The organism is Pseudomonas sp. RW407, from assembly GCF_003176655.1.
Taxonomy (GTDB): domain Bacteria; phylum Pseudomonadota; class Gammaproteobacteria; order Pseudomonadales; family Pseudomonadaceae; genus Pseudomonas; species Pseudomonas delhiensis.
The window spans coordinates 303252-325839 of record NZ_QGSL01000029.1 but is presented as its reverse complement, the minus strand read 5'-3'; the positions used below and the strand labels follow the sequence as shown (position 1 = coordinate 325839).

General features: G+C 67.9%; 21 protein-coding genes. All 21 read right to left on the bottom strand.

Going from position 1 to position 22588, the window contains the following annotated elements; translation table 11 throughout:
- Positions 1–26: 26 nt before the first annotated feature.
- Positions 27–1031, bottom strand: a complete 1005-nt coding sequence (gene ltaE / locus DK254_RS02360; protein WP_109931941.1) for a low-specificity L-threonine aldolase — start codon at positions 1029–1031, stop codon at positions 27–29.
- A gap of 403 nt (positions 1032–1434) precedes the next feature.
- A complete protein-coding gene (gene astE / locus DK254_RS02355) occupies positions 1435–2433 on the bottom strand; it encodes a succinylglutamate desuccinylase (RefSeq protein ID WP_109931939.1) in 999 nt (332 codons plus the stop codon).
- Positions 2434–2484: 51 nt separating this feature from the next.
- Entirely contained in the window at positions 2485–2766 is a 282-nt protein-coding gene (locus tag DK254_RS02350; RefSeq protein ID WP_009620763.1) for a hypothetical protein, read from the bottom strand.
- A 5-nt stretch (positions 2767–2771) separates the two neighbouring features.
- Positions 2772–4118, bottom strand: a complete 1347-nt coding sequence (astB, locus tag DK254_RS02345) for an N-succinylarginine dihydrolase (RefSeq protein ID WP_109931937.1) — start codon at positions 4116–4118, stop codon at positions 2772–2774.
- Positions 4118–5581 (bottom strand): succinylglutamate-semialdehyde dehydrogenase, encoded by a 1464-nt coding sequence (gene astD, locus DK254_RS02340; RefSeq protein WP_109931936.1) that lies wholly within the window; start codon positions 5579–5581, stop codon positions 4118–4120. The genes astB and astD overlap by 1 nt, the downstream gene beginning before the upstream one ends.
- 28 nt (positions 5582–5609) lie before the next feature.
- Positions 5610–6629, bottom strand: coding sequence for an arginine N-succinyltransferase (gene astA, locus DK254_RS02335; protein WP_109931934.1), 1020 nt, complete (start codon positions 6627–6629; stop codon positions 5610–5612).
- A 98-nt stretch (positions 6630–6727) separates the two neighbouring features.
- Positions 6728–7744, bottom strand: a complete 1017-nt coding sequence (gene aruF, locus DK254_RS02330) for an arginine/ornithine succinyltransferase subunit alpha (RefSeq protein ID WP_109931932.1) — start codon at positions 7742–7744, stop codon at positions 6728–6730.
- A 161-nt stretch (positions 7745–7905) separates the two neighbouring features.
- The gene (locus DK254_RS02325) at positions 7906–9126 is read right to left on the bottom strand and encodes an aspartate aminotransferase family protein (RefSeq protein WP_109931931.1); all 1221 of its coding nucleotides are present in this window, start codon (positions 9124–9126) and stop codon (positions 7906–7908) included.
- Positions 9127–9759: 633 nt separating this feature from the next.
- Positions 9760–10743: a transcriptional regulator ArgR gene (gene argR, locus DK254_RS02320; RefSeq protein ID WP_109931929.1), complete on the bottom strand. Its 984-nt coding sequence runs from the start codon at positions 10741–10743 to the stop codon at positions 9760–9762.
- A 34-nt stretch (positions 10744–10777) separates the two neighbouring features.
- Positions 10778–11542, bottom strand: coding sequence for an arginine/ornithine transport ATP-binding protein AotP (gene aotP / locus DK254_RS02315; RefSeq protein ID WP_089391832.1), 765 nt, complete (start codon positions 11540–11542; stop codon positions 10778–10780).
- A gap of 15 nt (positions 11543–11557) precedes the next feature.
- Positions 11558–12670 (bottom strand): succinylglutamate desuccinylase/aspartoacylase family protein, encoded by a 1113-nt coding sequence (locus DK254_RS02310; protein WP_109931927.1) that lies wholly within the window; start codon positions 12668–12670, stop codon positions 11558–11560.
- Positions 12671–12686: 16 nt separating this feature from the next.
- Complete coding sequence (locus tag DK254_RS02305) at positions 12687–13385, bottom strand: ABC transporter permease (protein ID WP_089391834.1); 699 nt, start codon at positions 13383–13385, stop codon at positions 12687–12689.
- Between the two features lie 13 nt (positions 13386–13398).
- The gene (locus DK254_RS02300; protein ID WP_109931925.1) at positions 13399–14088 is read right to left on the bottom strand and encodes an ABC transporter permease; all 690 of its coding nucleotides are present in this window, start codon (positions 14086–14088) and stop codon (positions 13399–13401) included.
- Between the two features lie 168 nt (positions 14089–14256).
- A complete protein-coding gene (locus DK254_RS02295) occupies positions 14257–15036 on the bottom strand; it encodes an ABC transporter substrate-binding protein (RefSeq protein ID WP_009620740.1) in 780 nt (259 codons plus the stop codon).
- A 701-nt stretch (positions 15037–15737) separates the two neighbouring features.
- Positions 15738–16055, bottom strand: coding sequence for a DNA-binding transcriptional regulator (locus tag DK254_RS02290; RefSeq protein ID WP_109931923.1), 318 nt, complete (start codon positions 16053–16055; stop codon positions 15738–15740).
- The gene (locus tag DK254_RS02285; RefSeq protein WP_109931921.1) at positions 16052–16399 is read right to left on the bottom strand and encodes a toxin; all 348 of its coding nucleotides are present in this window, start codon (positions 16397–16399) and stop codon (positions 16052–16054) included. Before DK254_RS02285 ends, DK254_RS02290 begins: the two co-directional genes overlap by 4 nt.
- Before the next feature lie 158 nt (positions 16400–16557).
- Positions 16558–18513 carry an acetate--CoA ligase gene (acs, locus tag DK254_RS02280; protein WP_109931919.1) on the bottom strand — a complete coding sequence of 652 codons (1956 nt, stop codon included), beginning with the start codon at positions 18511–18513 and terminating at the stop codon, positions 16558–16560.
- 149 nt (positions 18514–18662) lie between these two features.
- Positions 18663–19943 carry a C4-dicarboxylate TRAP transporter large permease protein DctM gene (gene dctM, locus DK254_RS02275; protein WP_109931917.1) on the bottom strand — a complete coding sequence of 427 codons (1281 nt, stop codon included), beginning with the start codon at positions 19941–19943 and terminating at the stop codon, positions 18663–18665.
- Positions 19940–20572: a TRAP transporter small permease gene (locus tag DK254_RS02270; RefSeq protein ID WP_109931915.1), complete on the bottom strand. Its 633-nt coding sequence runs from the start codon at positions 20570–20572 to the stop codon at positions 19940–19942. Before DK254_RS02270 ends, dctM begins: the two co-directional genes overlap by 4 nt.
- A gap of 33 nt (positions 20573–20605) precedes the next feature.
- Complete coding sequence (locus DK254_RS02265; RefSeq protein WP_109931913.1) at positions 20606–21604, bottom strand: TRAP transporter substrate-binding protein; 999 nt, start codon at positions 21602–21604, stop codon at positions 20606–20608.
- Positions 21605–21832: 228 nt separating this feature from the next.
- The coding region (locus DK254_RS02260; protein ID WP_109932932.1) for a substrate binding domain-containing protein at positions 21833–22588 on the bottom strand (756 nt) is incomplete at its 5' end.

The window sequence follows — 22588 nt, the reverse complement described above, 5'->3', positions numbered from 1 at the left end:
TGGCAGCTATTGTGCTTCCATCCTAGTCAGTCGCGACGAAAGGCGGCGAAAGCCTCGACGATACGGGGAATGTCCGCCGTTTTCACGTCCAGGTGGGTGACCAGGCGCAGGCGCGGGGCGGCGCTGACGCGGATGCCGCGCCCGCCGAGGAAGCCGCGCAGGGCTTCGGCGCGCTCGCCAATGCCGACGTAGACCATGTTGGTCTGCACCGGCTCGACGGCGTAGCCCAGCTCCGCCAGGCCGCGGCCGAGGGTCTCGGCATTGGCGTGGTCCTCGGCCAGGCGCTCGACCTGGTGGTCCAGCGCATACAGCCCGGCCGCGGCCAGGCCGCCGGCCTGGCGCATGCCGCCGCCGACCATCTTGCGCAGGCGCCGGGCCCTGCCGATCAGCTCGGCGCTGCCGCACAGCACCGAGCCCACCGGCGCGCCCAGCCCCTTGGACAGGCACACCGAGACGGAATCGAAGTGGCGGGTAATCTCGCCGGCGTCCACGCCCAGCTTCACCGCCGCGTTGTACAGGCGCGCGCCGTCCAGGTGCAGGCCCAGGCCGCGGCGACGGGTCAGCTCGCGGGCGGCGGCCAGGTAGGCCAGCGGCAGGACCTTGCCCTGCATGGTGTTCTCCAGGGCCAGCAGGCGGGTACGGGCGAAGTGGAAGTCGTCCTGCTTGATGGCCGCCTCGACCTTGCCCAGGTCCAGCGAACCGTCGGCCTCACCCTCGATGGGCTGCGGCTGGATCGAACCCAGCACCGCGGCGCCGCCGCCCTCGTATTTATAGGTGTGGGCCTGCTGGCCGACGATGTACTCGTCGCCGCGGCCGCAGTGGGCCATCAGCCCGAGCAGGTTGCTCATGGTGCCGGTGGGCACGAAGAGCGCGGCGGCGAAGCCCAGGCGCTCGGCCAGGATGGCCTCCAGGCGGTTGACGGTGGGGTCCTCGCCATAGACGTCGTCGCCCAGCTCGGCCCGGGCCATGGCCTCGCGCATCCCGGCACTGGGCAGGGTGACGGTGTCGCTGCGAAGGTCGATGACGGACATGGCGGGGCTCCTGGAAAGCGGGGAAAAGCCCGATGCTATGCGCTTGGCTGCCTGGGGACAAGGCTCGGAAGCGGGTCTTCGCGGGCAGGGGAATGGCGCGGGTGGAGCGGCGTAGGAGCGGATCTCATCCGCGAATCGCGCCGGTGGGTCCGGCTATCGCGGACAAGGCCCGCTCCTACGGCGGGAGGAATACCGTGCCTCCCGGCAACCTGTAGGAGCGGATCTCATCCGCGATTCGCGCCGGTGGGTCCGGCTATCGCGGACAAGGCCCGCTCCTGCGTTGCAGGCGAGCCTGGCTTCTCGTAGGAGCGAGCTTGCTCGCGAACCGCATAGCACCGCAGCCACTGGAAAATCTGTTCGCGAGCAAGCTCGCTCCTACGAAGAGCCCCCAAACGCCGGGCGCTCAGAGTTCCGTGGGCACCACGAGGATGCCCGCGCGCAGGCCGTTTCTCACCCGCGGGTTGGGGAAGATGATGCGGGCGCCCTTCTCTTCGACGATCCAGCGGGTGCCGCCGATGTCCTCGGCGAGCAGGTAGCCGTGGTCCAGCTCGGTGAAGTTGTCCACGGCATCGTCCAGGTGCAGGCGGAAGTGATCGCTGTGCTTGATCACCTCGCGGGACACGGCGAACAGTTGCAGGCCGTCCAGGCCGCCCTCCCCGGCCGGCGCCTCGGTGCCGTCGACCAGCACCTGCAGCAGCCCCTCCAGGCGGCCCAGGTTGACCACCTGGTTCTGCCCGAAGGGCCGTGCCTTGCCCAGTTCCAGGGTGAAGGCCTCGGCACCCAGGCGGCTATAGGTGTAGGAGCTGAAGGTGATGCCGGTCTTGCTCTGCAGCAGCACCGCGTCGATGCCGGCGCTACGCAGCCGGGCCAGTTCCGCGCGGGAATGCTCGCGCCCCTCGCTCCAGGGGTAGAGGGCGAACTGTTCGATCTTCGAGCCGCGGATGGCCGTGTGCAGGTCGTAGTGCAGGCGCTGGCGGCCGTCGCGGGCGAAGAAGGCCGCGGCCAGGCGCTCCAGCTCGGCGGCGCGCAGGGCCTCGCTGCCGCTGCCGTCCTCGTGGCGGCCGCAGAACAGGCGGTTGATGTCCTGCTCCAGGTAGCGTTCGCCGCGGCGCATGGCCTCCGGGTTGCCGAGCAGGAACAGCAGGCGCGCCGCCGGCTTCAGCTCGCCGCGGGCGATGCGCTGGACCAGGCGGTCGAGCAGCTCGATGGGCGCCGTCTCGTTGCCGTGGATGCCGGCCGAGAGCAGCAGGTCCAGGCCGTTGTCGCGGCCGCTGGCGGGGGTCACCTCGAGGGCGCCCTCGGCCAGCCAGTGCAGGCGCGTGCCGTCGGCGGTGAGCTGGATCTTCTCGGTCGGCTCGCGACCGACGAGGGTCAGGTCGAGCAGCTTGCCCAGTGCTAGCATGCGCGGGTCTCCCGGTTGGCCGCCGGCACCTGCGGGCGGCGGCCCCTGCGATCAGTGATGGTCACATCCACAGTCTGGACCATGTTCGTGGACTTCGGCGGCCTCCAGCTCCAGGCTCAGGCTGAGCTGGTTGACCGCCTGCGGGCGGACCACCAGCAGCGGCACCTCGGTGTCCTCCTCGAAGGACTCGGCGTAGATCAGCAGGCCGCCCTTGCCGTCGGCCTCCAGCCACAGGTCGCGCCCCTCCAGGCGGATGGCCAGGCGGGCGCTGTGGGTCTCGCGGCGGGCGCCGGTGGCATCTTCGAGGATCAGCGGAAGGCTTTCGGTGGTCATGATGTTCAACTCATCTGGAAGGGGTAGACGGAGCCCAGTTTAAGGATCCGGCTCAGTTCATCCAATGCCGTCCGGCATTCCACCAGCAGCTGCGGGTCGGCCAGGTCGGCTTCGGACAGGCGGTCGCGGTAGTGCTTGTCGACCCAGGCCACCAGGGTGTCGTACAGCGCCGGGGTCATGACCACGCCCGGGTTCACCGCGGCCAGCTCGGCCTCGTTGAGCGCCACGCGCAGGCGCAAGCAGGCCGGGCCGCCGCCATTCTGCATGCTCTGCTTGAGGTCGAAGACCTTCACCTCATGGATCGGCCCGCCCTCGGCAGTCAGGCGCGACAGGTAGCTCCACACGCGCTCGTTCTGCCGGCACTCTTCCGGGACGATCAGCAGCATGCTGCCGTCGGCGCGGCTGAGCAACTGGCTGTTGAACAGGTAGGAACGCACCGCGTCCTCCACCGCGACCTGGTCGGCGGGCACCCGCACCGCCTGGAAGCGGCCGCCGCGGCGGGCCAGCTTGGCGTCCAGCTCGGCCAGCACCCTGTCGGTGTCGAGGAAGGCGTCCTGGTGGTAGAACAGCACCTCGCCGTTGCCCACCGAGATCACGTCGTTGTGGAACACGCCCTGGTCGATCACCGCCGGATTCTGCTGGGCGTAGACCACGCCCTCCTCGCCCAGGCCGTGCAGGCGGGCCACCGCCTGGCAGGCTTCCAGGGTCTGCCGCGCCGGGTAGCGCACAGGCTGAGGGAAGCGGCTGTCGAAGGCGCTGCGGCCGAACACGAAGAACTCCACGCCGGCCTCGCCGTAGCCCTTGCAGAAGCGCGTGTGGTTGGCCGCGCCTTCGTCGCCGAACTGCGCCACCGCCGGCAGCGCCGGGTGGTGGGCGAAGTGCTTCTCGTCGCGGAACATGGCGCCGAGGATACGGCTGGTGACCGGGTGCTCGATGGAGCGGTGGAACTTGCAGTTGAGGTTGGCGGTGGTGAAATGCACGCGGCCATCGGCGGTGTCGGCGCTGGGGCTGACGGTGGCGGCGTTGGCCGTCCACATGCACGAGGCCGAGCTGACCGCGGCGAGCAGCGGCATGGCTTCCCTGGCCGCCTTGGCGATCACCTCGGCGTCACTGCCGCTGAAGCCGAGGGCCCGCAGCGAGGCCACGGCCGGGCGCTCCTGCGGGGCCAGCACGCCCTGCTTGAAGCCCATGTCCATCAGCGCCTTCATCTTCGCCAGGCCCTGCTTGGCGGCTTCCTTCGGGTTGGACGCCACCTGGCTGTTGCTCTGCGAGGCGACGTTGCCGTAGGACAGGCCACCGTAGTTGTGCGTCGGGCCGACAAGACCGTCGAAGTTCATTTCATGGGCGGTCATCACAGGCTCACTCCCGGAGTCAGGGTTGCAGGCAGGGCAAGGCTTTCGCTTTCCAGCGAGGCCACCGGATAGGCGCAGTAGTCGGCGGCGTAGTAGGCGCTGGGACGGTGGTTGCCGGAGGCGCCGATGCCGCCGAAGGGTGCGCTGCTGGCGGCGCCGGTCAGTTGCTTGTTCCAGTTGACGATGCCGGCGCGGCTCTCCAGCAGGAAGCCCTCGAAGCGCTCGCGGGAGTCCGACAGCAGGCCGGCGGCCAGGCCGTACTGGGTGGCGTTGGCCTCGCGCACGGCCTCGTCGAAACCGGCGTAGCGGATGACCTGCAGCAACGGGCCGAAGAATTCCTCGTCCGGGCGCTCGCTCACGGCGGTCACGTCGAGGATGCCGGGGGTCAGCAGGGCCGCGCCCTCCAGCGGCTGGGACATGGCCAGCAGGGCCACGGCGCCATTGGCCAGCAGGTGTTCCTGGGCCTTGAGCAGGTGCTCGGCGGCGGCCAGGGAGATCACCGAGCCCATGAAGGGGGCCGGCTGTTCGTCGAAGCGGCCGACCTTGATGCTCGCGCTCACCGCCACCAGGCGCGCCAGCAGGGCGTCGCCCCAGGCACCGGCGGGCACCAGCAGGCGCCGCGCGCAGGTGCAGCGCTGGCCGGCGGAGATGAAGGCGGACTGGATGATGGTGTAGACCGCGGCGTCCACGTCCCGCACTTCATCGACGATCAGCGGATTGTTGCCGCCCATCTCCAGCGCCAGGATCTTCTGCGGCTGGCCGCCGAACTGGCTGTGCAGCAGGTTGCCGGTGCGGCTGGAGCCGGTGAAGAACAGGCCGTCGATGCCCGCGTGGCCGGCCAGGGCCACGCCGGTGTCGCGGGCGCCCTGCACCAGGTTGAGCACACCCGCCGGCAGGCCGGCGTCGATCCAGGCGCGCAGGGTCAGTTCGGCGACTTTCGGCGTCAGCTCGCTGGGCTTGAAGATCACCGCGTTGCCGGCCAGCAGCGCCGGCACTATGTGGCCGTTGGGCAGGTGGCCGGGGAAGTTGTAGGGGCCGAACACCGCGACCACCCCGTGGGGCTTGTGGCGCAGCACGGCGGTGGCGTCGGCCAGCGGGCCGCTCTTGGTGCCGGTGCGCTCGCGGTACGCCTGGACCGAGATGGCCACCTTGTTGACCATGCTGGTGACCTCGGTGGTGGCTTCCCACAGCGGCTTGCCGGTCTCCTCGCCGATCGCCCGGGCCAGCTCGTCGCCGCGCGCCTTGAGGGTGGCGGCGAAGGCTTCCAGCACGGCGATGCGTTCCTCCAGCGGGCGCCGCGCCCAGGCCGGGAAGGCGGCACGGGCGGCGGCCACGGCGGCGTCGACCTGCGCAGCGTTGGCGGCGCGACCGCTCCAGACCACGGCCTGGCTGACCGGGTCGAGGGATTCCAGGGCGTCGCCCTCGCCCGCCTGCCACTGGCCGGCGATGTAGTGGGTAGTCATCTCTTGTTCTCCTCCGATCCGCGCGGGATCAGCGTTTTCCGGCGGACAGCGGCACCGCGCGCACCGAGGCGCCGGCGGACAGGCGCAGGCGCTTGGCGGTCTGCGCGTCGACCACCAGGGAGCCGGCGGCGACCCGCGCCGGGGCCGCGGCGATGCGGCACTCCTCGCGCTTGCGGTTGTGGATCAGGTAGGGCTCGGCGTCATCGCCCGGCGTGCCGATGGCCAGCACCAGGGCCTGGCTGTCGGCGATGGCGCGGATCTTCTCGGTCGGCGCCTCGATGGCCGGGCCCGCGTCGAAGATGTCGACGTAGCCCTGGTAGCTGAAGCCCTCGGCCTTGAGCATGGCCAGCGCCGGTTCGGTGTCCGGGTGCACGCGGCCGATCACGTTGCGCGCCTCTTCCGAGAGGAAGCAGGTGTACAGCGGGAATTTCGGCATCAGTTCGGCGATGAAGGCCTTGTTGCCGACGCCGGTCAGGTAGTCCGCCTGGCTGAATTCCATCTTGAAGAAGTGCCGGCCCAGGCTTTCCCAGAACGGCGAGCGGCCGTCGGCGTCGGACATGCCGCGCATCTCGGCGATCACCTTGTCGCCGAACAGCTCGCGGAACTCGGCGATGAACAGGAAGCGCGCCTTGGACAGCAGGCGGCCGTTGAGGCCCGTGCGGTGGTCGGCATGCAGGAACAGCGAGCACAGCTCGGACTGCCCGGTGAGGTCGTTGGCCAGGAACAGCGTGGGAATCTCGCGGTGGATGCCCAGTTCCTGGGAGGCGCTGACGGTGAGGCCGACGCGGTAGTTGTACCAGGGCTCGCGCAGGCCGACGGCGCCGGCCACGGCGGAGATGCCGACGACCTTGCCGGCGTCGTCCTCGAGGACGAACAGGTAGTCGGCGTCGGCGCGCTCGGCTTCGCCGCGGAAGGCCTTCTCGGCCCAGCCGACGCGGTGCGACAGGCGCTGCTCGTTGGCCGGCAGCGTGGTCAGCCCGGTGCCGGTGCTGCGCGCCAGTTCGATGAGGGCCGGCAGGTCGGCGCTGGTGACAGGACGAACGATCATATTCACTCCGTTTCGGCTTCAGGCCGCAGGCTCCAGGCCACAGGCGAAAGCTTCCGTTTGGGCCCGCAGCCTGCCGCTTGCAGCCTGCAGCCCATGACTCACACCGCCACCAGGCGGACGCTGGCACCTTCGCCGATGCCCAGGGCCTCGGCGGTCTCGGCGCTGAGGGTCACCGGCTTGCCGGGTACCCAGTCCAGCTCGGCGACCAGCGCACGGTAGTCCTGCAGCAGTCCGTTGGTGACCAGGTAGCTGCGGGTGGCCTTGGGCACCTCGCCGATGCGCACCGGCACCAGGCGGCTCTGGGCGATGGAGCGGATGCCCGAGGTGCGCGCGTGCAGGGTCGGGCCGCCATCGAAGATGTCGATGTAGTTGTCGGTCTCGAAGCCTTCGCGCATCAGGATGTCGAAGGTGATCTGCGCCCGCGGGTGCACCTGGCCCATGGCCTCCTGCGCCTCGTCCGGCAGCAGCGGCACGTAGATCGGGTAGTGCGGCATCAGCTCGGCGAGGAAGGTGCGGCTCTTCAGCCCGGAGAGCTTCTCGGCCTCGCTGTAGTTGAGGTCGAAGAAGTTGCGCCCGACGGCGTTCCAGAACGGCGACTCGCCCTGCTCGTCGCTGTAGCCGACGATCTCGGTGACCACGGCGTCGGCGAAGCGCTCCGGGTGGCTGGCCATGAACAGCAGGCGGCCGCGGGAGTTGAGCTCGGCGATGGGGGTGTTCACCAGCTCGCGCCGCACGTAGAAGCTGGTCAGCAGGCTGTTGCCGGTGAGGTCGTGGCACAGCGAGAGGACGTGGATCTTGTTGTGGATCTTCAGCTCGCGCGAGGCGTGCACGAAGGTCTCGTTGCGGAAGCTGTAGAAGGGCTCGGAGAAGCCGGCCGAAGCGACGATGGCCGAGCAGCCGACCAGTTGCCCGGTCTGCGTGTCCTCGAGGACGAAGAAGTAGCTTTCCTCGCCGTTGTAGCTGACTTCGGCGGCGAACGACGCCTCCGAGGCCAGGATCTTTTCCTTCAGCCTTTCCGCGTCGTCCGGCAGCGACGTGACGCCGACCGGGCTGTCCGCGGCGAGACGCTGCACCTGCTGCAGGTCGGCCACTTGGGCGGGGCGCATCACCAGCATGGCGTCACTCCTCTAACCAGACAAAACCACATGAACTTTCCCCGTCGCGTCGCGGGCACGGGACAGCCTGCGCCAACGCATTCGGGGCCTGCGAAGAACGGCCGGGCGCACCCGGCCGGGTCGAACCGGCGCCGGCGGAATGGCCGGCGCCGTACTGCCGATCAGCCGCGGGTGAGCTTGGCCACCGCGCGTTCCAGGCGATCCAGGCCTTCGTCGATGTCGGCGTCCTCGATCACCAGGCTGGGCGCGAAGCGCACCACGTCCGGGCCGGCCTGCAGGATCATCAGGCCTTCCTTCTCGGCGGCGTTGAACACGTCCTTGGCCTTGCCCTTCCAGGCATCGGACAGCACCGCGCCGATCAGCAGGCCGAGGCCGCGGACCTGGGTGAAGATGCCGTATTCCTGGCCGAGCTTCTCCAGGCGCGCCTTGAAGCGCTCGTGCTTGGCGCGCACGCCTTCGAGCACCTCAGGAGTATTGATCACATCGAAGGCCGCGCCAGAAACCGCGCAGGCCAGCGGGTTGCCGCCGTAGGTGGTGCCGTGGGTGCCCACCACCAGGTGCTCGGCGATCTTCGCGGTGGTCAGCATGGCGCCGATGGGGAAGCCGCCGCCCAGGCTCTTGGCGCTGGAGAGGATGTCCGGGACCACGCCGTAGTACTGGTAGGCATAGAGGTAGCCGGTACGGCCGAAGCCGCTCTGCACTTCGTCGAAGATCAGCAGCGCGCCGTTGTCGTCGCACAGCTTGCGCACGCCTTCCAGGTAGGCCTTGTCGGCCGGCAGCACGCCGCTCTCGCCCTGCACCGGCTCGACGATGACGGCGCAGGTCTTGTCCGAGATGGCCGCCTTGAGCGCGTCCAGGTCGTCGAACGGGATGTGGGTGATGCCCTCGACCTTCGGCCCGAAGCCGTCGGAGTACTTGGCCTGGCCGCCGACGTTGACGGTGAACAGGGTGCGGCCGTGGAAGCTGTTGACCATCGAGATGATCTCGTACTTCTGCGGACCGTAGACGTCGTGGGCGTAGCGGCGCGCCAGCTTGAGCGCGGCCTCGTTGGCCTCGGCGCCGGAGTTGGCGAAGAACACCCGCTCGGCGAAGGTGGCGCCGATCAGCTTCTGCGCCAGGCGCAGGGCCGGCTCGTTGGTGAACACGTTGGAGACGTGCCAGATCTGGTTGGCCTGCTCGGTCAGCGCCGCGACCAGCGCCGGATGGCAGTGGCCCAGGGAGTTGACGGCGATGCCGCCGGCGAAGTCCACCAGCTCGCGGCCGCTCTGGTCCCAGACTCGCGAACCCTGACCACGCACCGGGATGAAGGCGGCCGGAGAGTAGTTGGGGACCATCAACTGGTCGAAGTCGGAGCGTTGTACCTGAGCATGCGGAGCGGACATCGGTGTTCTCCTGCCTGGTGAGGCGGCTATCGATGGAAGGATTGTAGGGACGAAAGACCGGTTGGCATTGCCGCCAAGCGACAACTTCTTATAGCGCCAACCCGTGGATTTCCGAGGCTTTCGGAAATGCGACAGAAAGCGTCGGTAAGGCGCAGTGTAAAGCCAGGGAGGGCCCGCGGGTACAAGGCGCGGGGGAATTTGTTCGATGGCCGGACAGGGGAAGGTTGGGTGGGGTTTTCGTGGGGGAGAGAGGACGCCTGGCCCTTCCTCTCCGGAACGCTCGGCGTTGCCGGGAAATCCCGATTGTTCGCGAGCAAGCTCGCTCCTACGAAAAGCCCACGCAGCACCGCGCTTGCTCTTGTAGGAGCGAGCTTGCTCGCGAAGGGGATTCCCCGGTGGCTACGGCGCCTGGACTCGGCTCCGCCCCTCTCCCTAACCCTCTCCCTGAAGGGAGAGGGGACCGTTGGGCAGACGCGGATGTACAGGAGTTAGCCGGCAACGCCGAAAGCCTCAGGCTAAGACCATACCTTCTCTCGGCACGGACAAGCCCCCTCTCCCTTCAGGGAGAGGGCTGGGGAGAGGGAACGCGGCCAAGCCCAACGTCAGTGTAACCGGGAGCCTCCCCCGCTCCACTCACCCCCGCTCGCCAGGCCCCGGCGCACCATCGGCGACACCCTGCCCACGACGCTGATTACGGTCCTCACGAGGGGTCACGCCAAAGAAGTTGCGGTACGCGCTGGAGAAGTGCGGGCCGCTGGAGAAGCCGCAGGACAGGCCGATCTGGATGATCGACTTGCTGGTCTGCATGAGCATCTGCCGCGCGCGGTTCAGGCGCAGTTCCAGGTAGTACTGACTGGGCACGCGGGTCAGGTACTGCTTGAAGATGCGCTCCAGCTGGCGGCGCGACACGCAGACGTGCTGGGCGATCTCGTCGGTGGTCAGCGGCTCCTCGATGTTCGCTTCCATCAGCAGCACCGCCTGGGTGAGCTTGGGGTGGCTGGAGCCCAGGCGGTTCTTCAGCGGAATGCGCTGGCGCTCGCTGCCCTCGCGGATGCGCTCGACCACCAGCTCCTCGGACACCGCGCCGGCCAGTTCCGCGCCGTGGTCGCGGGACAGCACCGCCAGCAGCAGGTCGAGCACGGCCATGCCGCCGCAGGCGCTGAGGCGGTCGCGGTCCCACTCGAACAGGTGGTTGGTGGCGATGACCTTGGGGTAGCGCTCGGTGAAGTCGTCGTGCCAGCGCCAGTGCACCGCGGCGCGGTAGCCGTCGAGCAGGCCGAGCTGGGCCAGCGGGTAGATGCCGGCGGACAGCGCGCCGACGCTGGCGCCGCCGCGGGCCAGCTGCTTGAGGGCGGCGGCCAGCGGCGCGGAGACCTGCTGCGGCGCCTCGTCGGCGACCAGGAAGACGCGCTGGCACTGCTCCAGCACGCCTTGCCAGGCCTGCCCCGGCAGGCGCCAGCCGTCGCCCTCGGCGGGCTGCTCGGCGTTCATGAACACCGGGTCGTAGAGCGCTTCGGGGTGCAGGCGTCGGGCGACCCGCAGGGCCTCCTCGGCGAGCGCCAGGGTCAGCGCGCGGGTCTGGGGCCAGAGCAGGAAACCGATGCGTTGGGCAGTCATGCGGAGGCTTCTGTCGACTTCTTCGGGGGACAGCTTACTTCAAGCTGCCGGAAAGGAACTGCTTCAGACGCTCCGATTGAGGGTTGGCCAACACCTCTTTCGGACATCCACGCTCTTCCACCAGGCCCTTGTGCAGGAACACCAGCTGGTTGGAGACCTCGCGGGCGAAGCCCATCTCGTGGGTCACCACCACCATGGTGCGGCCTTCCTGGGCCAGGTCCTGCATGACCTTGAGCACCTCGCCCACCAGCTCCGGGTCCAGCGCCGAGGTCGGTTCGTCGAACAGCATCACCTCCGGCTCCATGGCCAGGGCGCGGGCGATGGCCACGCGCTGCTGCTCGCCGCCGGACATGTGCGCCGGGTAGGCGTCCTTGCGGTGCGCCACGCCGACCTTGGCCAGGTAGTGCTCGGCCTTCTCCAGGGCTTCCTTCTTCGATACGCCGAGCACGTGCACCGGCGCCTCGATGACGTTGTCCAGGGCGCTCATGTGCGACCACAGGTTGAAGTGCTGGAACACCATCGACAGGCGCGAGCGCATGCGCTGCAGCTGGCGGGTGTCGGCGGCCTTGAGCGCGCCGTCCTTGTTCGGCACCAGCTTCAGCTCCTCGCCGTTGAGCAGGATCTTGCCGGCGTGGGGCTGCTCCAGCAGGTTGATGCAGCGCAGGAAGGTGCTCTTGCCCGAGCCGGAGGAGCCGATGATGCTGATCACGTCGCCCGCTTTCGCCGCCAGGGAAACGCCCTTGAGCACTTCGTGGGTGCCGTAGCGCTTGTGCAGGTCTTGGATTTCCAGTTTGTACATGTCGGTTACTCGAATTCAGTCGTTGATCAGCCGGCCCGTACGGAACGGCTCACGCCCGGCCACCTTGGCCATCCAGTGTCCTGCCAGCGCGTAGCGCCCCCGCTCCAGGGCGAAGAGCACGCCGGCGGTCCCGGCGTACACGGTGCTGACCTTGTCGTTCAGCGGGTCCACCACCTCGAACAGCGCCTCGCCCTTCTCCACCCACTCGCTGGCGCGGCGCAGGAAGCTGACCACCCCGGCATGGGGCGCGGCGAGGTATTCGGTGCCCTCGAAGGGCATGCCTTCGCAGCACTCGGCCGGCGCTTGCGGCCAATCGCCGGCGATCAGCCCCTGTTCGGCGAGGAAGGCCAGGATCGCCTCGGCGTTGGCGCGCGCCTGCTCGACGCGGGTGTCGCCCATGCTGCCCAGCTCGACCGTGGTGGCCATGCACGCCGCGGGCAAAGCCGCCTGTGGATAGGCACGGGCCAGGCGCAGCCAGGGCAGCGAACAGGATTCGTCGAAGGAATTGCCGCCGGAATCCTCCGCCAGCAATGCCACGCCCGCCTTCAGCCGCGCCGCCAGGGAGCGCCACTGCGGCCAGTGCTGGGGAATGGCGTAGAGGTGGATGCAGGCCTCGAAGTCGCAGTGCAGGTCGAGCACCACGTCGGCGTCGCAGGCATGGCGCAGCAGCAGGCGTTGCAGGCCCTGCAGCTCGGAAGTGGCCGGCGCCAGCGCGTCCAGGGCTTCGCGCATGTGCTGGCGGACCAGTTGCACGTTGGCCGGTGCGTCGGCGCCCAGCTGGCCGGCGACGCGCGGCTCGACCAGGGACGCCAGGTCGACGAAGCCGCGGTTGAAATTCTGCCCGCTGCTGGTCTCGAAGCGCCCGAGGTGGCTGGCCTGCAGCCACTGGCCGAGGCCGACGGGGTTGGCCACCGGCACCAGCTCGACGGTGCCGAGCAGGCGCCCTTCGGCCTCCAGCGCGGCCAGGCGCAACTTCAGCTCCCAGGCGGTGCGCATGCCCGGCAGCTCGTCGGCGTGCAGGCTGGCCTGGATGTAGGCCTTGCGCTCGCCGGCGCCATAGCGGAAGACGCTCAGGCGGCGTTCGGCGCCGAGGCTGGCGCAGGGCAACAGGTGATCGATGCGTTGCATGCTCCGCTCCTCCGCCTCAGTGCTTGCGCGGTGCCAGGTAGGCCAGCCAGCGGCGTTCGGCGGCCTTGAACAGGCGCACCAGGATCAGCGTCAGGATCAGGTAGAAGACCCCGGCGGTGATGAAGGCCTCGAACGGCAGGTAGTACTGCGAGTTCACGGTGCGCGCGGCGCCGGTGATGTCCACCAGGGTGACGATGGACGCCAGGCTGGTGGTCTGCAGCATCATGATCACCTCGTTGCTGTACTGCGGCAGCGCGCGGCGCAGCGCCGAGGGCAGGAGGATGCGGCGGTACATCTTCAGGCGCGACATGCCCATGGCCTTGGCCGCCTCGATCTCGCCGTGGGGCGTGGCCTTGAGGCTGCCGGCGAGGATTTCCGCGGTGTAGGCGCTGGTGTTGATGGCAAAGGCCAGGCAGGCGCAGAAGCTGGCGTTGGACAGCCAGGGCCAGAAGGCGCTGTTGCGCACCGCCTCGAACTGGGCCAGGCCGTAGTAGATCAGGAACAGCTGTACCAGCATGGGGGTGCCGCGGATAACGTAGGTGTACAGCCAGGCCGGCAGGTTCACCGCCGGGCGCTTGGACACGCGCATCAGCGCCAGCGGCACGGCCAGCAGCAGGCCCACGGCCAGGGAGATCAGCAGCAGCTTGAGGGTCACCAGCAGGCCGCTGAAGTACAGCGGCAGGTTTTCCCAGATGACGGTGTAGTCGAAGATCATCGCGTGGCTCCCCTTACAGTTCCGCGACCTTGACGCCCACCGAGTAGCGGCGCTCGAGCAGGCGCAGCAACAGCAGCGAGACGCTGGTCACCACCAGGTAGAGGGCGGCGACGAACAGGTAGTAGGTAAACGGCTCGCGGGTGGCGTCCGCGGCCTGCTTGGCCTTGAACATCATGTCCTGCAGGCTGACCACCGAGATCAGCGCGGTGGCCTTGACCAGCACCAGCCAGTTGTTGGTGAAGCCGGGGATGGCCAGGCGGATCATCTGCGGCACCTGCACGCGGAAGAACACCTGCAGGTGGCTCATGCCGTAGGCGAAGCCGGCCTCGGCCTGCCCCCTGGGGATGGCCATGAAGGCGCCGCGGAAGGTTTCCGAGAGGTAGGCGCCGAAGATGAAGCCGAGGGTGCCGACGCCGACCACGAAGGGGTTCAGGTCGATGTAGTCGTCATGGCCGAGCAGCGGCGCCACGCGGTTCACCAGGTCCTGGCCGCCGTAGAAGATCAGCAGGATCAGCACCAGGTCGGGCACGCCGCGGATCACCGTGGAATAGGCGTCGCCGCACCAGGCCAGCCAGCGGACGGGCGACAGGCGGAAGGCCGCGCCGACCAGGCCGAGCACCGCCGCCAGGGCCATCGACAACAGGGCGAGCTGGAGGGTCAGCCAGGCACCATCGACGATGGTGGCCGCGTAACCGTTGAACATGGTCAGCACCTCATGCAACCGCTCGCCGCAGCGGCGAACGCAGAACGACGGGCCACGCCGCCCGCAGCCCGGAAACCGACGACAGTCGCCAAGACGCCCGCCGCCCAATAAAAAAGTGGCACAAACTTCAGGTCTCGGCCCGGGTTTGCGCCACTTTTCGGTCAGGGGTCAGTTCGAACCGTAGACGTCGAACTTGAAGTACTTGTCCTGGACCTGCTTGTACTTGCCGTTGGCACGGAGCGCGGCGATGGCGGCGTTGAACTTGCCGGCCAGGGCGCTATCGCCCTTGCGCACGGCGATGCCCACGCCTTCGCCGAAGTACTTCTCGTCGGTCAGCTGCGGGCCGACGAAGGCAAAGCCCTTGCCGGCGTCGGTCTTGAGGAAGCCGTCGTCGAGGTTGACCGAGTCGGCGACCACCGCGTTCACGCGGCCGGCCACCAGGTCCATGTTGGCTTCCTGCTGGGAGTTGTAGCGCACCACTTCCACGCCGGCAGGGGTCAGCTCGCCGGAGGCGTAGCGGTCCGCGGTGCTGCCGCGCAGCACGCCGACCTTCTTGCCCTTGAGGTCGGTCAGCGGGTCGTTCAGCGCCGAGCCTTCCTTCATCACATAGCGGGCCGGGGTGTTGTAGTACTTGTTGGTGAAGTCCACGGACTTCTTGCGCTCGTCGGTGATGGTCATCGACGAGAGGATGGCGTCGATCTTGCGCACCTTCAGCGCCGGGATCAGGCCGTCGAACTCCTGCTCGACCCAGGTGCACTTGACCTTCATCTCTTCGCACAGCGCATTGCCGATGTCGACGTCGAAGCCGGCCAGCTGGCCATCGGGGGTCTTGAAGGAGAACGGCGGGTAGGCCGCTTCGATACCGATACGCACGGGCTTGTCGTCGGCGTGGGCCATAGCGGTGATAGCGGAGAGCGCCAGCGCGCCGAGAAGTGCGAACTTCTTCATCAGTAACTCCTTCGAGGGTAGGACTTCGATTGGCAGGAGAAAGGGGTTGGCCCAGGCTGCCCGTGCAGAAGTGAAGGTTCTTGTCGTCTGCGCGCATTGCCGTGGCGGGTTTCTCGTGGAAAACCACGCCATCCAGGGTGAGCGGCATTCTAGCGACAGCCCCTGGGCGGTTATTTCTTCAATGCGACAACTAATTATAGAAGCGCCGGAGAGCGGGCTTCGACATCTTGACGGGGCGGATTTTAGGTGATCAAGGCGGGAATAGTAAAACCTATATCCACTGCAGGTATCGGGCCATGATATGAATACCTCAGTAATTACGCGGCCTCCAGCCCGGAGGCGGGTTGATGGACGTCGGAAAACACGCACGGGAAGTGTGCGAAATGTTTCCGGGCGCCTCATTTTGTCGCAGCGGGGCGGGTAGTGTTACCGCATGCCATTCGGCGTCGGGCGCCAACCTGTAGGAGCGGGCCCTGCCCGCGATTCGCGCGCAGGGCGCGCTCCTACATGGAATGGTACGGGGGGGTGGCGTAGGAGCGGATCTCATCCGCGAATCGCGCCGGGACGGCCGGCTATCGCGGACAAGGTCCTACGACGGTGCATCCCTGGGACCGCAGGAGCGGACTCTGTCCGCGATTCGCGCGCAAGGCGCGCTCCTGCACGTAGGATGGGTGGAGCGAAGCGATACCCATCGTCCCGGCTCAGGCCAACTCGGTGATCAGGTCCAGGGTTTCCGGGTGCCTGGCCAGCAGGCGGATCAGCAAGGTGGCCTGATCGTTGGGGCGCGAGCGGTTCTGTTCCCAGTTCTTCAAGGTCGCCGGCGCTGCATGGAGGAGTCGGGCGAAGACCGGCTGGGACATGTTCAGGCGTTCGCGCAATGCAGCTATTTCCTCCCCCGTCGCCGGCGACAGCGGCGCCAATTCGACCTTGTGGGTTCGCAAGGTGATCTTGCCCTGGCGCTCTGCCGCCAAGTCGTCGAAGCCTTCCAGCAACTCGGCAAAGATGTCGCGCTTGCTCATCGCCCCGTTCCTCTCGATTTCAATTCCGCCTGCAGCAGCATGGCCAACTGGTTTCTCTGCCGTTCGTTCAAATCATCCTGCTCATCCTTGTCGTACAAGGTGAACAGCCAGAACTGGGCACCACCCAGCCAGCAGTAATGGATCACTCGCAGCCCTCCCCGCCTTCCCTTGCCACGCCTCGGGTCGCCGAAGCGGACCTTGCGCAGGCCACCGGTGCCAGCGATCACGTCCCCGGCGTCAGGTCGCGTCAGTAGAAGCTGCTGGAGCAACCGAAACGCATCGTCGTCCAGGTAGTGACGGCGATTGCGCTCGAATGGGGATAGCTCGACAAATGTAGCGTTCATATTATATACGCTATTAACGTATATTTTTGAAGCCACAGACTGCATGGCTGCAACCATGCGGGTCGATCGACCGAATAAGACAGCCCTGTAGGAAATCAGCTCATCGCACAAAGAAAAACGCCCCGGCTTGCCGGGGCGTCTTTCGTTTCAGCGGCGGATCAGGCGGCCTTCATCGCCCGGTGGGTGTCCACCAGGTGCTGCACCACGCCCGGGTCGGCCAGGGTGGAGATGTCGCCCAGGGCGTCGTACTCGGCGGTGGCGATCTTGCGCAGGATGCGGCGCATGATCTTGCCCGAGCGGGTCTTCGGCAGGCCCGGGGCCCACTGGATGACGTCCGGGGTGGCGATCGGGCCGATTTCCTTGCGTACCCAGGCCTTGAGTTCCTGGCGCAGTTGCTCGTTGGCTTCCTCGCCGGCGTTCAGGGTGACGTAGACGTAGATGCCCTGCCCCTTGATGTCATGCGGTACGCCAACCACCGCGGCCTCGGCCACTTTCGGGTGGGCGACCATGGCGCTCTCGATCTCGGCGGTGCCCATGCGGTGGCCGGAGACGTTGAGCACGTCGTCGACGCGGCCGGTGATCCAGTAGTAGCCGTCCTCGTCGCGGCGGGCGCCGTCACCGGTGAAGTACATGCCCTTGAAGGTCTTGAAGTAGGTGTCGACGTAGCGGTCGTGGTCGCCGAACAGGGTACGCGCCTGGCCCGGCCAGGAGTCGAGAATCACCAGGTTGCCCTCGGCCGCGCCCTCGATGATGTTGCCCAGGTTGTCCACCAGGGCCGGCACCACGCCGAAGAACGGCTTGGCGGCGGAGCCCGGCTTCAGGGCGTGGGCGCCCGGCAGCGGGGTCATCAGGCAGGCGCCGGTCTCGGTCTGCCACCAGGTGTCGACGATCGGGCAGCGCGACTGGCCGACGGTCTCGTAGTACCACTGCCAGGCTTCCGGGTTGATCGGCTCGCCCACCGAACCCAGCAGGCGCAGGCTGGAGCCGTCGGCGCCTTCGACCGCGGCCTTGCCCTCGGCCATCATGGCGCGGATGGCGGTGGGCGCGGTGTAGAGGATGTTGACCTTGTGCTTGTCGACGATCCTGGCGACGCGGGTGATGTCCGGGTAGTTCGGCACGCCTTCGAACAGCACGGTGGTGGCGCCGTTGGCCAGCGGGCCGTAGACCACGTAGCTGTGGCCGGTGACCCAGCCGATGTCGGCGGTGCACCAGAAGACTTCGCCGGGGCGGTAGTCGAACACGCGCTCATGGGTCAGCGAGGCGTACACCAGGTAGCCGCCGGTGGTGTGCAGCACGCCCTTGGGCTTGCCGGTGGAACCGGAGGTGTAGAGGATGAACAGCGGGTCCTCGGCGCCCATTTCCTTGGGGGCGCAGGTGGTGCCGGCGACCTTCATCAGGTCTTCGTACCAGACGTCGCGGTGCGAGTGCCACTTGATGTCCGAACCGGTGCGCTTGCAGACGATGATCTTCTGCACGCTGCTGGTTTCCGGGTTGGTCAGGGCGTCGTCGACGTTGGCCTTGAGCGGGGTCTTCTTGCCGCCGCGCACGCCTTCGTCGGCGGTGATCACGATCTTCGAGCGGCAGTCGATGATGCGGCCGGCCAGGGCTTCGGGGGAGAAGCCGCCGAACACCACGGAGTGGATGGCGCCGATGCGGGTGCAGGCGAGCATGGCCACCACGGCTTCCGGGATCATCGGCATGTAGATGGTCACCACGTCGCCGCGGTGCACGTCCTGGCCGCGCAGGGCGTTGGCGAACTTGCAGACCTGCTCGTGCAGCTCGCGGTAGGTGATTTCCTGGTGCTCGGACGGGTCGTCGCCTTCCCAGATGATCGCCACCTGGTCGCCGCGCTCGGCGAGGTGACGGTCGAGGCAGTTGTAGGAAACGTTGAGGGTGCCGTCGGCGAACCACTTGATGTCGACGTGGTGGTCGTCGAAGGAAGTCTGCTTGACCTTGGTGAAGGGCTTGATCCATTCCACCCGTTGGGCCTGCTCGCGCCAGAAGCCGTCGGGGTTGACCACCGACTGCTGGTACAGCTTCTTGTAGGTGGCTTCGTCGGTCAGGGTATTGGCGGCCACTTCGGGGCGCACGGGATACACGGATGCCGCAGTCATGACACGTTACCTCGGTTCGGAGTGTTGTTCTTGTTGGGACCAAGTTGTAACGGCCGGGGTGCGCAGGGACCATACGACCATGGTCTTACCAATCCTTAGTCGTAGTGATAAGCCCCATCAGCCCGGCTGACGGGGCCTGCGGCAATGCGTCACAGTCCCAACAGACGAGGCAGCCCGAGGGAGATCAGCGGTACGTAGGTGATCAGCAGCAGGAACGCCAGCAGCACGCTCAGCCACGGCAGGGCCGCGCGCACGGTGGAGCCCAGCGGCATGCCGGTGACCGCCGAGGTGACGAACAGGTTGAGCCCCACCGGCGGGGTGACCAGGCCGATCTCCATGTTCACCACCATGATGATGCCCAGGTGGATGGGGTCGATGCCCAGCTCCATGGCGATGGGGAAGAGGATCGGCGCCAGGATCAGGATCACCGCCGACGGTTCCATGAAGGCCCCGGCGACCAGCAGCAGGACGTTCACCAGCAGCAGGAACTGCCAGGGCCGCAGGCCCAGGTCGACCATCCAGGCGGTGACCTGCTGGGGAATCTGCTCGGTGGTCAGCACATGGGCGAAGAGCATGGCGTTGGCGATGATGAACATCAGCATGATCGACAGCTTGCCGGACTCCAGCAGCACCCGCGGCACCTCGCGCCAGGCCAGGTCCTTGTATACGCACAGGGCCACCCAGGCGGCATAGATCGCAGCCACCGCGGCGGCTTCCGTGGGGGTGAACAGGCCGCCGTAGATGCCGCCGAGGATGATCGCCAGCAACAGCAGCCCCCAGCCCGCCTCGCGCACCGCCCCCAGCACCTGCCGCAGGCTGGCCCGCGGCAGCGCCGGCAGGCGGCGCACCCGCGCCACCACGTAGATCGCCAGCATCAGCACGACCCCGAGCAGCACGCCGGGGACCACCCCGGCCATGAACAGCTTGCCCACCGACTGCTCGGTGGCCGCGGCGTAGACCACCATGACGATCGATGGCGGGATGAGGATGCCGAGGGTGCCGGCGTTGCACAGGATGCCGGCGCCGAAGGCCTGCGGGTAGCCGGCGCGGACCATGCCGGCGATGGCGATGGAGCCCACCGCCGCGACCGTGGCGGGGCTGGAGCCGGACAGCGAGGCGAACAGCATGCAGGCCAGCACCGCGCCTATGGCCAGGCCGCCGCGGATGTGCCCGACGCAGGCGTTGGCCAGGGCGATCAGCCGCCGCGCCACGCCACCGGTGGTCATGAAGGCGCCGGAGAGCAGGAAGAACGGGATGGCCAGCAGGGTGTAGTGCTCGCTGGTCTCGAACAGCTTGATGGCCAGCGAGCGCACCGAGTCCTCGCTGAACAGCATGAGCGTGAGCGAGCCGGCCAGGCCCAGGGACACGGCGATGGGCACGCCGATGAACATCAGCGCGAACAGCAGGATGAACAGGAACAGCACCGTCATGGCCGCGTCTCCTCGGTGTCCTGCAGCTTCAGCGCCTCGGCGGCCTCGTCGGCCAGGCCGAGGCCGGTCTGCCGCCCGCGCAGGATGCGCACCAGCACCTCGAGGAAGCGGACGAACACCAGGGCGAAGCCCAGCGGCACGACCAGCGCTATGTGCCATTGGCGCACGCCGAACCGGGCCAGGTCCTCGGCGCCGATGCCGGCGCCGCGCAAGGTGCTCACCCAGTCGAAGCTGCCCACCGCGAGCAGGCCGGCGTAGGCCATGCAGCACAGGCAGGCGAGCAGGCCGAGCCAGCGCTGCACGGGGCGCGACGCCAGGCGCACCAGCACGTCCACGCCTATGTGCCCGGCCGTGCGCACGCCATAGGCCAGGCCGAGGAAGATCAGCCCGGCGAACAGCGCCTTGGTCAGCGCATTGCTCCAGCTCATGTCCTGGGCCACGCCGAGGATGGCATCGCCCACGGCGTAGCTCGGGCCGCTGATGGCCGGCCAGGTATCGCCCAGGTCGTAGAACAGGGTGAACACGTTGGTCACCACCACGTAGAAGAATGTCACTAGCGCCATGGCCGCCAGCAGCAGGGCGATGAGGCCCTCCTCCAGGCGCTCGCAGGCACGCTTGAGTCGTTGCATGGCTTCGCTCCGGAATGGTTCTCAAAAACGGGTTCAGAGGGGACGGTTGGCCGCCTCGGCGGCCTGGATCAGCTCGGGGCCGATGTCGTCGGCGAACCTTCGCCACACCGGCTGCATGGCCTGGCGCCAGCTGGCGCGCTGGGCCGGGGTGAGCTCGTGGATCTGGCTGGCGCCGCTGCCGGCGATCTGCTGGCGGGCCTCGAGGTTGAGCTGCGCGGCCTGGCGGTTGACCTCCGCCGAGACCTCTTCCATCACCGCCTGCAGCGGCTCGCGCAGGTCCGCCGGGAGGCCGTTCCAGAAGGCGGCGTTGGTGATCACCATGTAGTCCACCACCCCGTGGTTGGAGGCGGTGAAGTGCTTCTGCACCTCGAAGACCTTCTGGCTGGCGTAGTTCGACCAGGTGTTCTCGGTGCCATTCACCACGCCGCTCTGCAGGCCCTGGTAGACCTCGGCGAAGGACATCTTGCGGGAGATGGCGCGCAAGGCGCGGAACTGCTCGTCGAGCACCGCCGAGGCCTGCACGCGGAACTTCAGGCCGCGGGCGTCGGCCGGTTCGAGCAGCACGCGGTTGGCCGACAGCTGCTTCATCCCGTTGTGCCAGTAGCCCAGGCCGAGGATGCCCTTGCCTTGCATGCTGGCCAGCAGCGCCCTGCCCTGCGGGCTGCGCTGGAAGCGGTCGACGGCATCGATGTCGTCGAACAGGAACGGCAGGTCGAAGAGCTGGATGGACCTGGCGTAGTGCTCGAACTTGGCCAGGGACGGTGCCAGCATCTGCACGTCGCCCAGCAGCAGCGCCTCCATCTCCTTGCCGTCGCCGAACAGCGAGGAGTTCGGGTAGACCTCCACGCGCACCCGGCCGGGCAGGCGCTCCTCGGCCAGGCGCTTGAACAGCAGCGCGCCCTGGCCCTTGGGGGTGTTCTCCGCCACCACGTGGGAGAACTTGATGACCACCGGAGTCTCGGCAGCGTGCGCCAGGCTGGCGCCCGACACTGCCAGGGCGCACAGCAGCGCCCGTAGCATCGAACCTAACATCGCGTCACCCTCGGTTCTTCTTGTATTGGCGAGGCAGGCCGCGGAGCGGCCGGGGCTACCCAGACTGACGCAACGATGGCGTTCGGAGAATTCACGATTTCCCAAGGCCGCGTTAGGCATCGCGATATGCGGGCGCGAAAGCCTCCACGCCGGGCCGTGCAGGAGAACGCGGGAGGAAGACGCAGGCGCCGCCCGTTGCGGGCGGCGCGGCTCAGGCGAGTTGGCGCCTCAGTTCGGCAGGCGCGCGCTGTGCGTGAGCATCAGTTGCTCGTCCTCGGCGAGCATGCCGGGGATGCAGTCGCGGAGGAATTCGACCCAGGTGCGGATCTTCGCATCGAGGAACTGCCGCGACGGGTAGAGCGCGTAGATGTTCAGGTGGAACAGGCTGTAGCCGGGCATCACCCGCACCAGGCTGCCGTTGCGCAGGCCCTCCACCGCCGAGTACACCGGCAGCGCGCCAATGCCCATGCCGGCCACCACCGCCTCGGTCAGGGCGTCGGCGGTGTTGACCTGGAAGTGGGTGTGGTCGATGTGCGCCAGCTCCTCGCCGTCCGGGCCGTGGAACAGCCACTTGTCCAGCGACATCACGCTGTTCACCAGGCGCAGGCAGCGGTGCCCGGCCAGCTCCGCGGGCACCTTCGGCGAGCCGTGGCGGGTCACGTAGGCGGGCGCTGCGCAGAGCACGCTGTGGGTCTGCCCCAGGCGCTTGGAGACGAAGCCGGAGTCGGGCAGCTCGGGGGCGATCACCACCGAGATGTCGTAGCCCTCGTCGAGGATGTCGGTGGTGCGGTTGGCCAGGGTCAGGTCGAAGCTGACTTCCGAGTACATCTCGCTGTACTGGGAGATCGCCTTGATCAGGTAGTGCTGGCCGATGCCGGTCATGGCATGCACCTTGAGCTTGCCGGCCGGGCGCGAATGGGCGTCGCTGGCCTCGGCCTCGGCTTCCTCGATGTAGCCGAGGATCTGCTGGCAGCGCAGCAGGTA

Coding starts and splice junctions, on each gene's coding strand:
- ltaE (WP_109931941.1), bottom strand. CDS start 1,031: ATGTCCGTCATCGACCTTCGCAGCGACACCGTCACCCTGCCCAGTGCC.
- astE (WP_109931939.1), bottom strand. CDS start 2,433: ATGCTAGCACTGGGCAAGCTGCTCGACCTGACCCTCGTCGGTCGCGAG.
- DK254_RS02350 (WP_009620763.1), bottom strand. CDS start 2,766: ATGACCACCGAAAGCCTTCCGCTGATCCTCGAAGATGCCACCGGCGCC.
- astB (WP_109931937.1), bottom strand. CDS start 4,118: ATGACCGCCCATGAAATGAACTTCGACGGTCTTGTCGGCCCGACGCAC.
- astD (WP_109931936.1), bottom strand. CDS start 5,581: ATGACTACCCACTACATCGCCGGCCAGTGGCAGGCGGGCGAGGGCGAC.
- astA (WP_109931934.1), bottom strand. CDS start 6,629: ATGATCGTTCGTCCTGTCACCAGCGCCGACCTGCCGGCCCTCATCGAA.
- aruF (WP_109931932.1), bottom strand. CDS start 7,744: ATGCTGGTGATGCGCCCCGCCCAAGTGGCCGACCTGCAGCAGGTGCAG.
- DK254_RS02325 (WP_109931931.1), bottom strand. CDS start 9,126: ATGTCCGCTCCGCATGCTCAGGTACAACGCTCCGACTTCGACCAGTTG.
- argR (WP_109931929.1), bottom strand. CDS start 10,743: ATGACTGCCCAACGCATCGGTTTCCTGCTCTGGCCCCAGACCCGCGCG.
- aotP (WP_089391832.1), bottom strand. CDS start 11,542: ATGTACAAACTGGAAATCCAAGACCTGCACAAGCGCTACGGCACCCAC.
- DK254_RS02310 (WP_109931927.1), bottom strand. CDS start 12,670: ATGCAACGCATCGATCACCTGTTGCCCTGCGCCAGCCTCGGCGCCGAA.
- DK254_RS02305 (WP_089391834.1), bottom strand. CDS start 13,385: ATGATCTTCGACTACACCGTCATCTGGGAAAACCTGCCGCTGTACTTC.
- DK254_RS02300 (WP_109931925.1), bottom strand. CDS start 14,088: ATGTTCAACGGTTACGCGGCCACCATCGTCGATGGTGCCTGGCTGACC.
- DK254_RS02295 (WP_009620740.1), bottom strand. CDS start 15,036: ATGAAGAAGTTCGCACTTCTCGGCGCGCTGGCGCTCTCCGCTATCACC.
- DK254_RS02290 (WP_109931923.1), bottom strand. CDS start 16,055: ATGAGCAAGCGCGACATCTTTGCCGAGTTGCTGGAAGGCTTCGACGAC.
- DK254_RS02285 (WP_109931921.1), bottom strand. CDS start 16,399: ATGAACGCTACATTTGTCGAGCTATCCCCATTCGAGCGCAATCGCCGT.
- acs (WP_109931919.1), bottom strand. CDS start 18,513: ATGACTGCGGCATCCGTGTATCCCGTGCGCCCCGAAGTGGCCGCCAAT.
- dctM (WP_109931917.1), bottom strand. CDS start 19,943: ATGACGGTGCTGTTCCTGTTCATCCTGCTGTTCGCGCTGATGTTCATC.
- DK254_RS02270 (WP_109931915.1), bottom strand. CDS start 20,572: ATGCAACGACTCAAGCGTGCCTGCGAGCGCCTGGAGGAGGGCCTCATC.
- DK254_RS02265 (WP_109931913.1), bottom strand. CDS start 21,604: ATGTTAGGTTCGATGCTACGGGCGCTGCTGTGCGCCCTGGCAGTGTCG.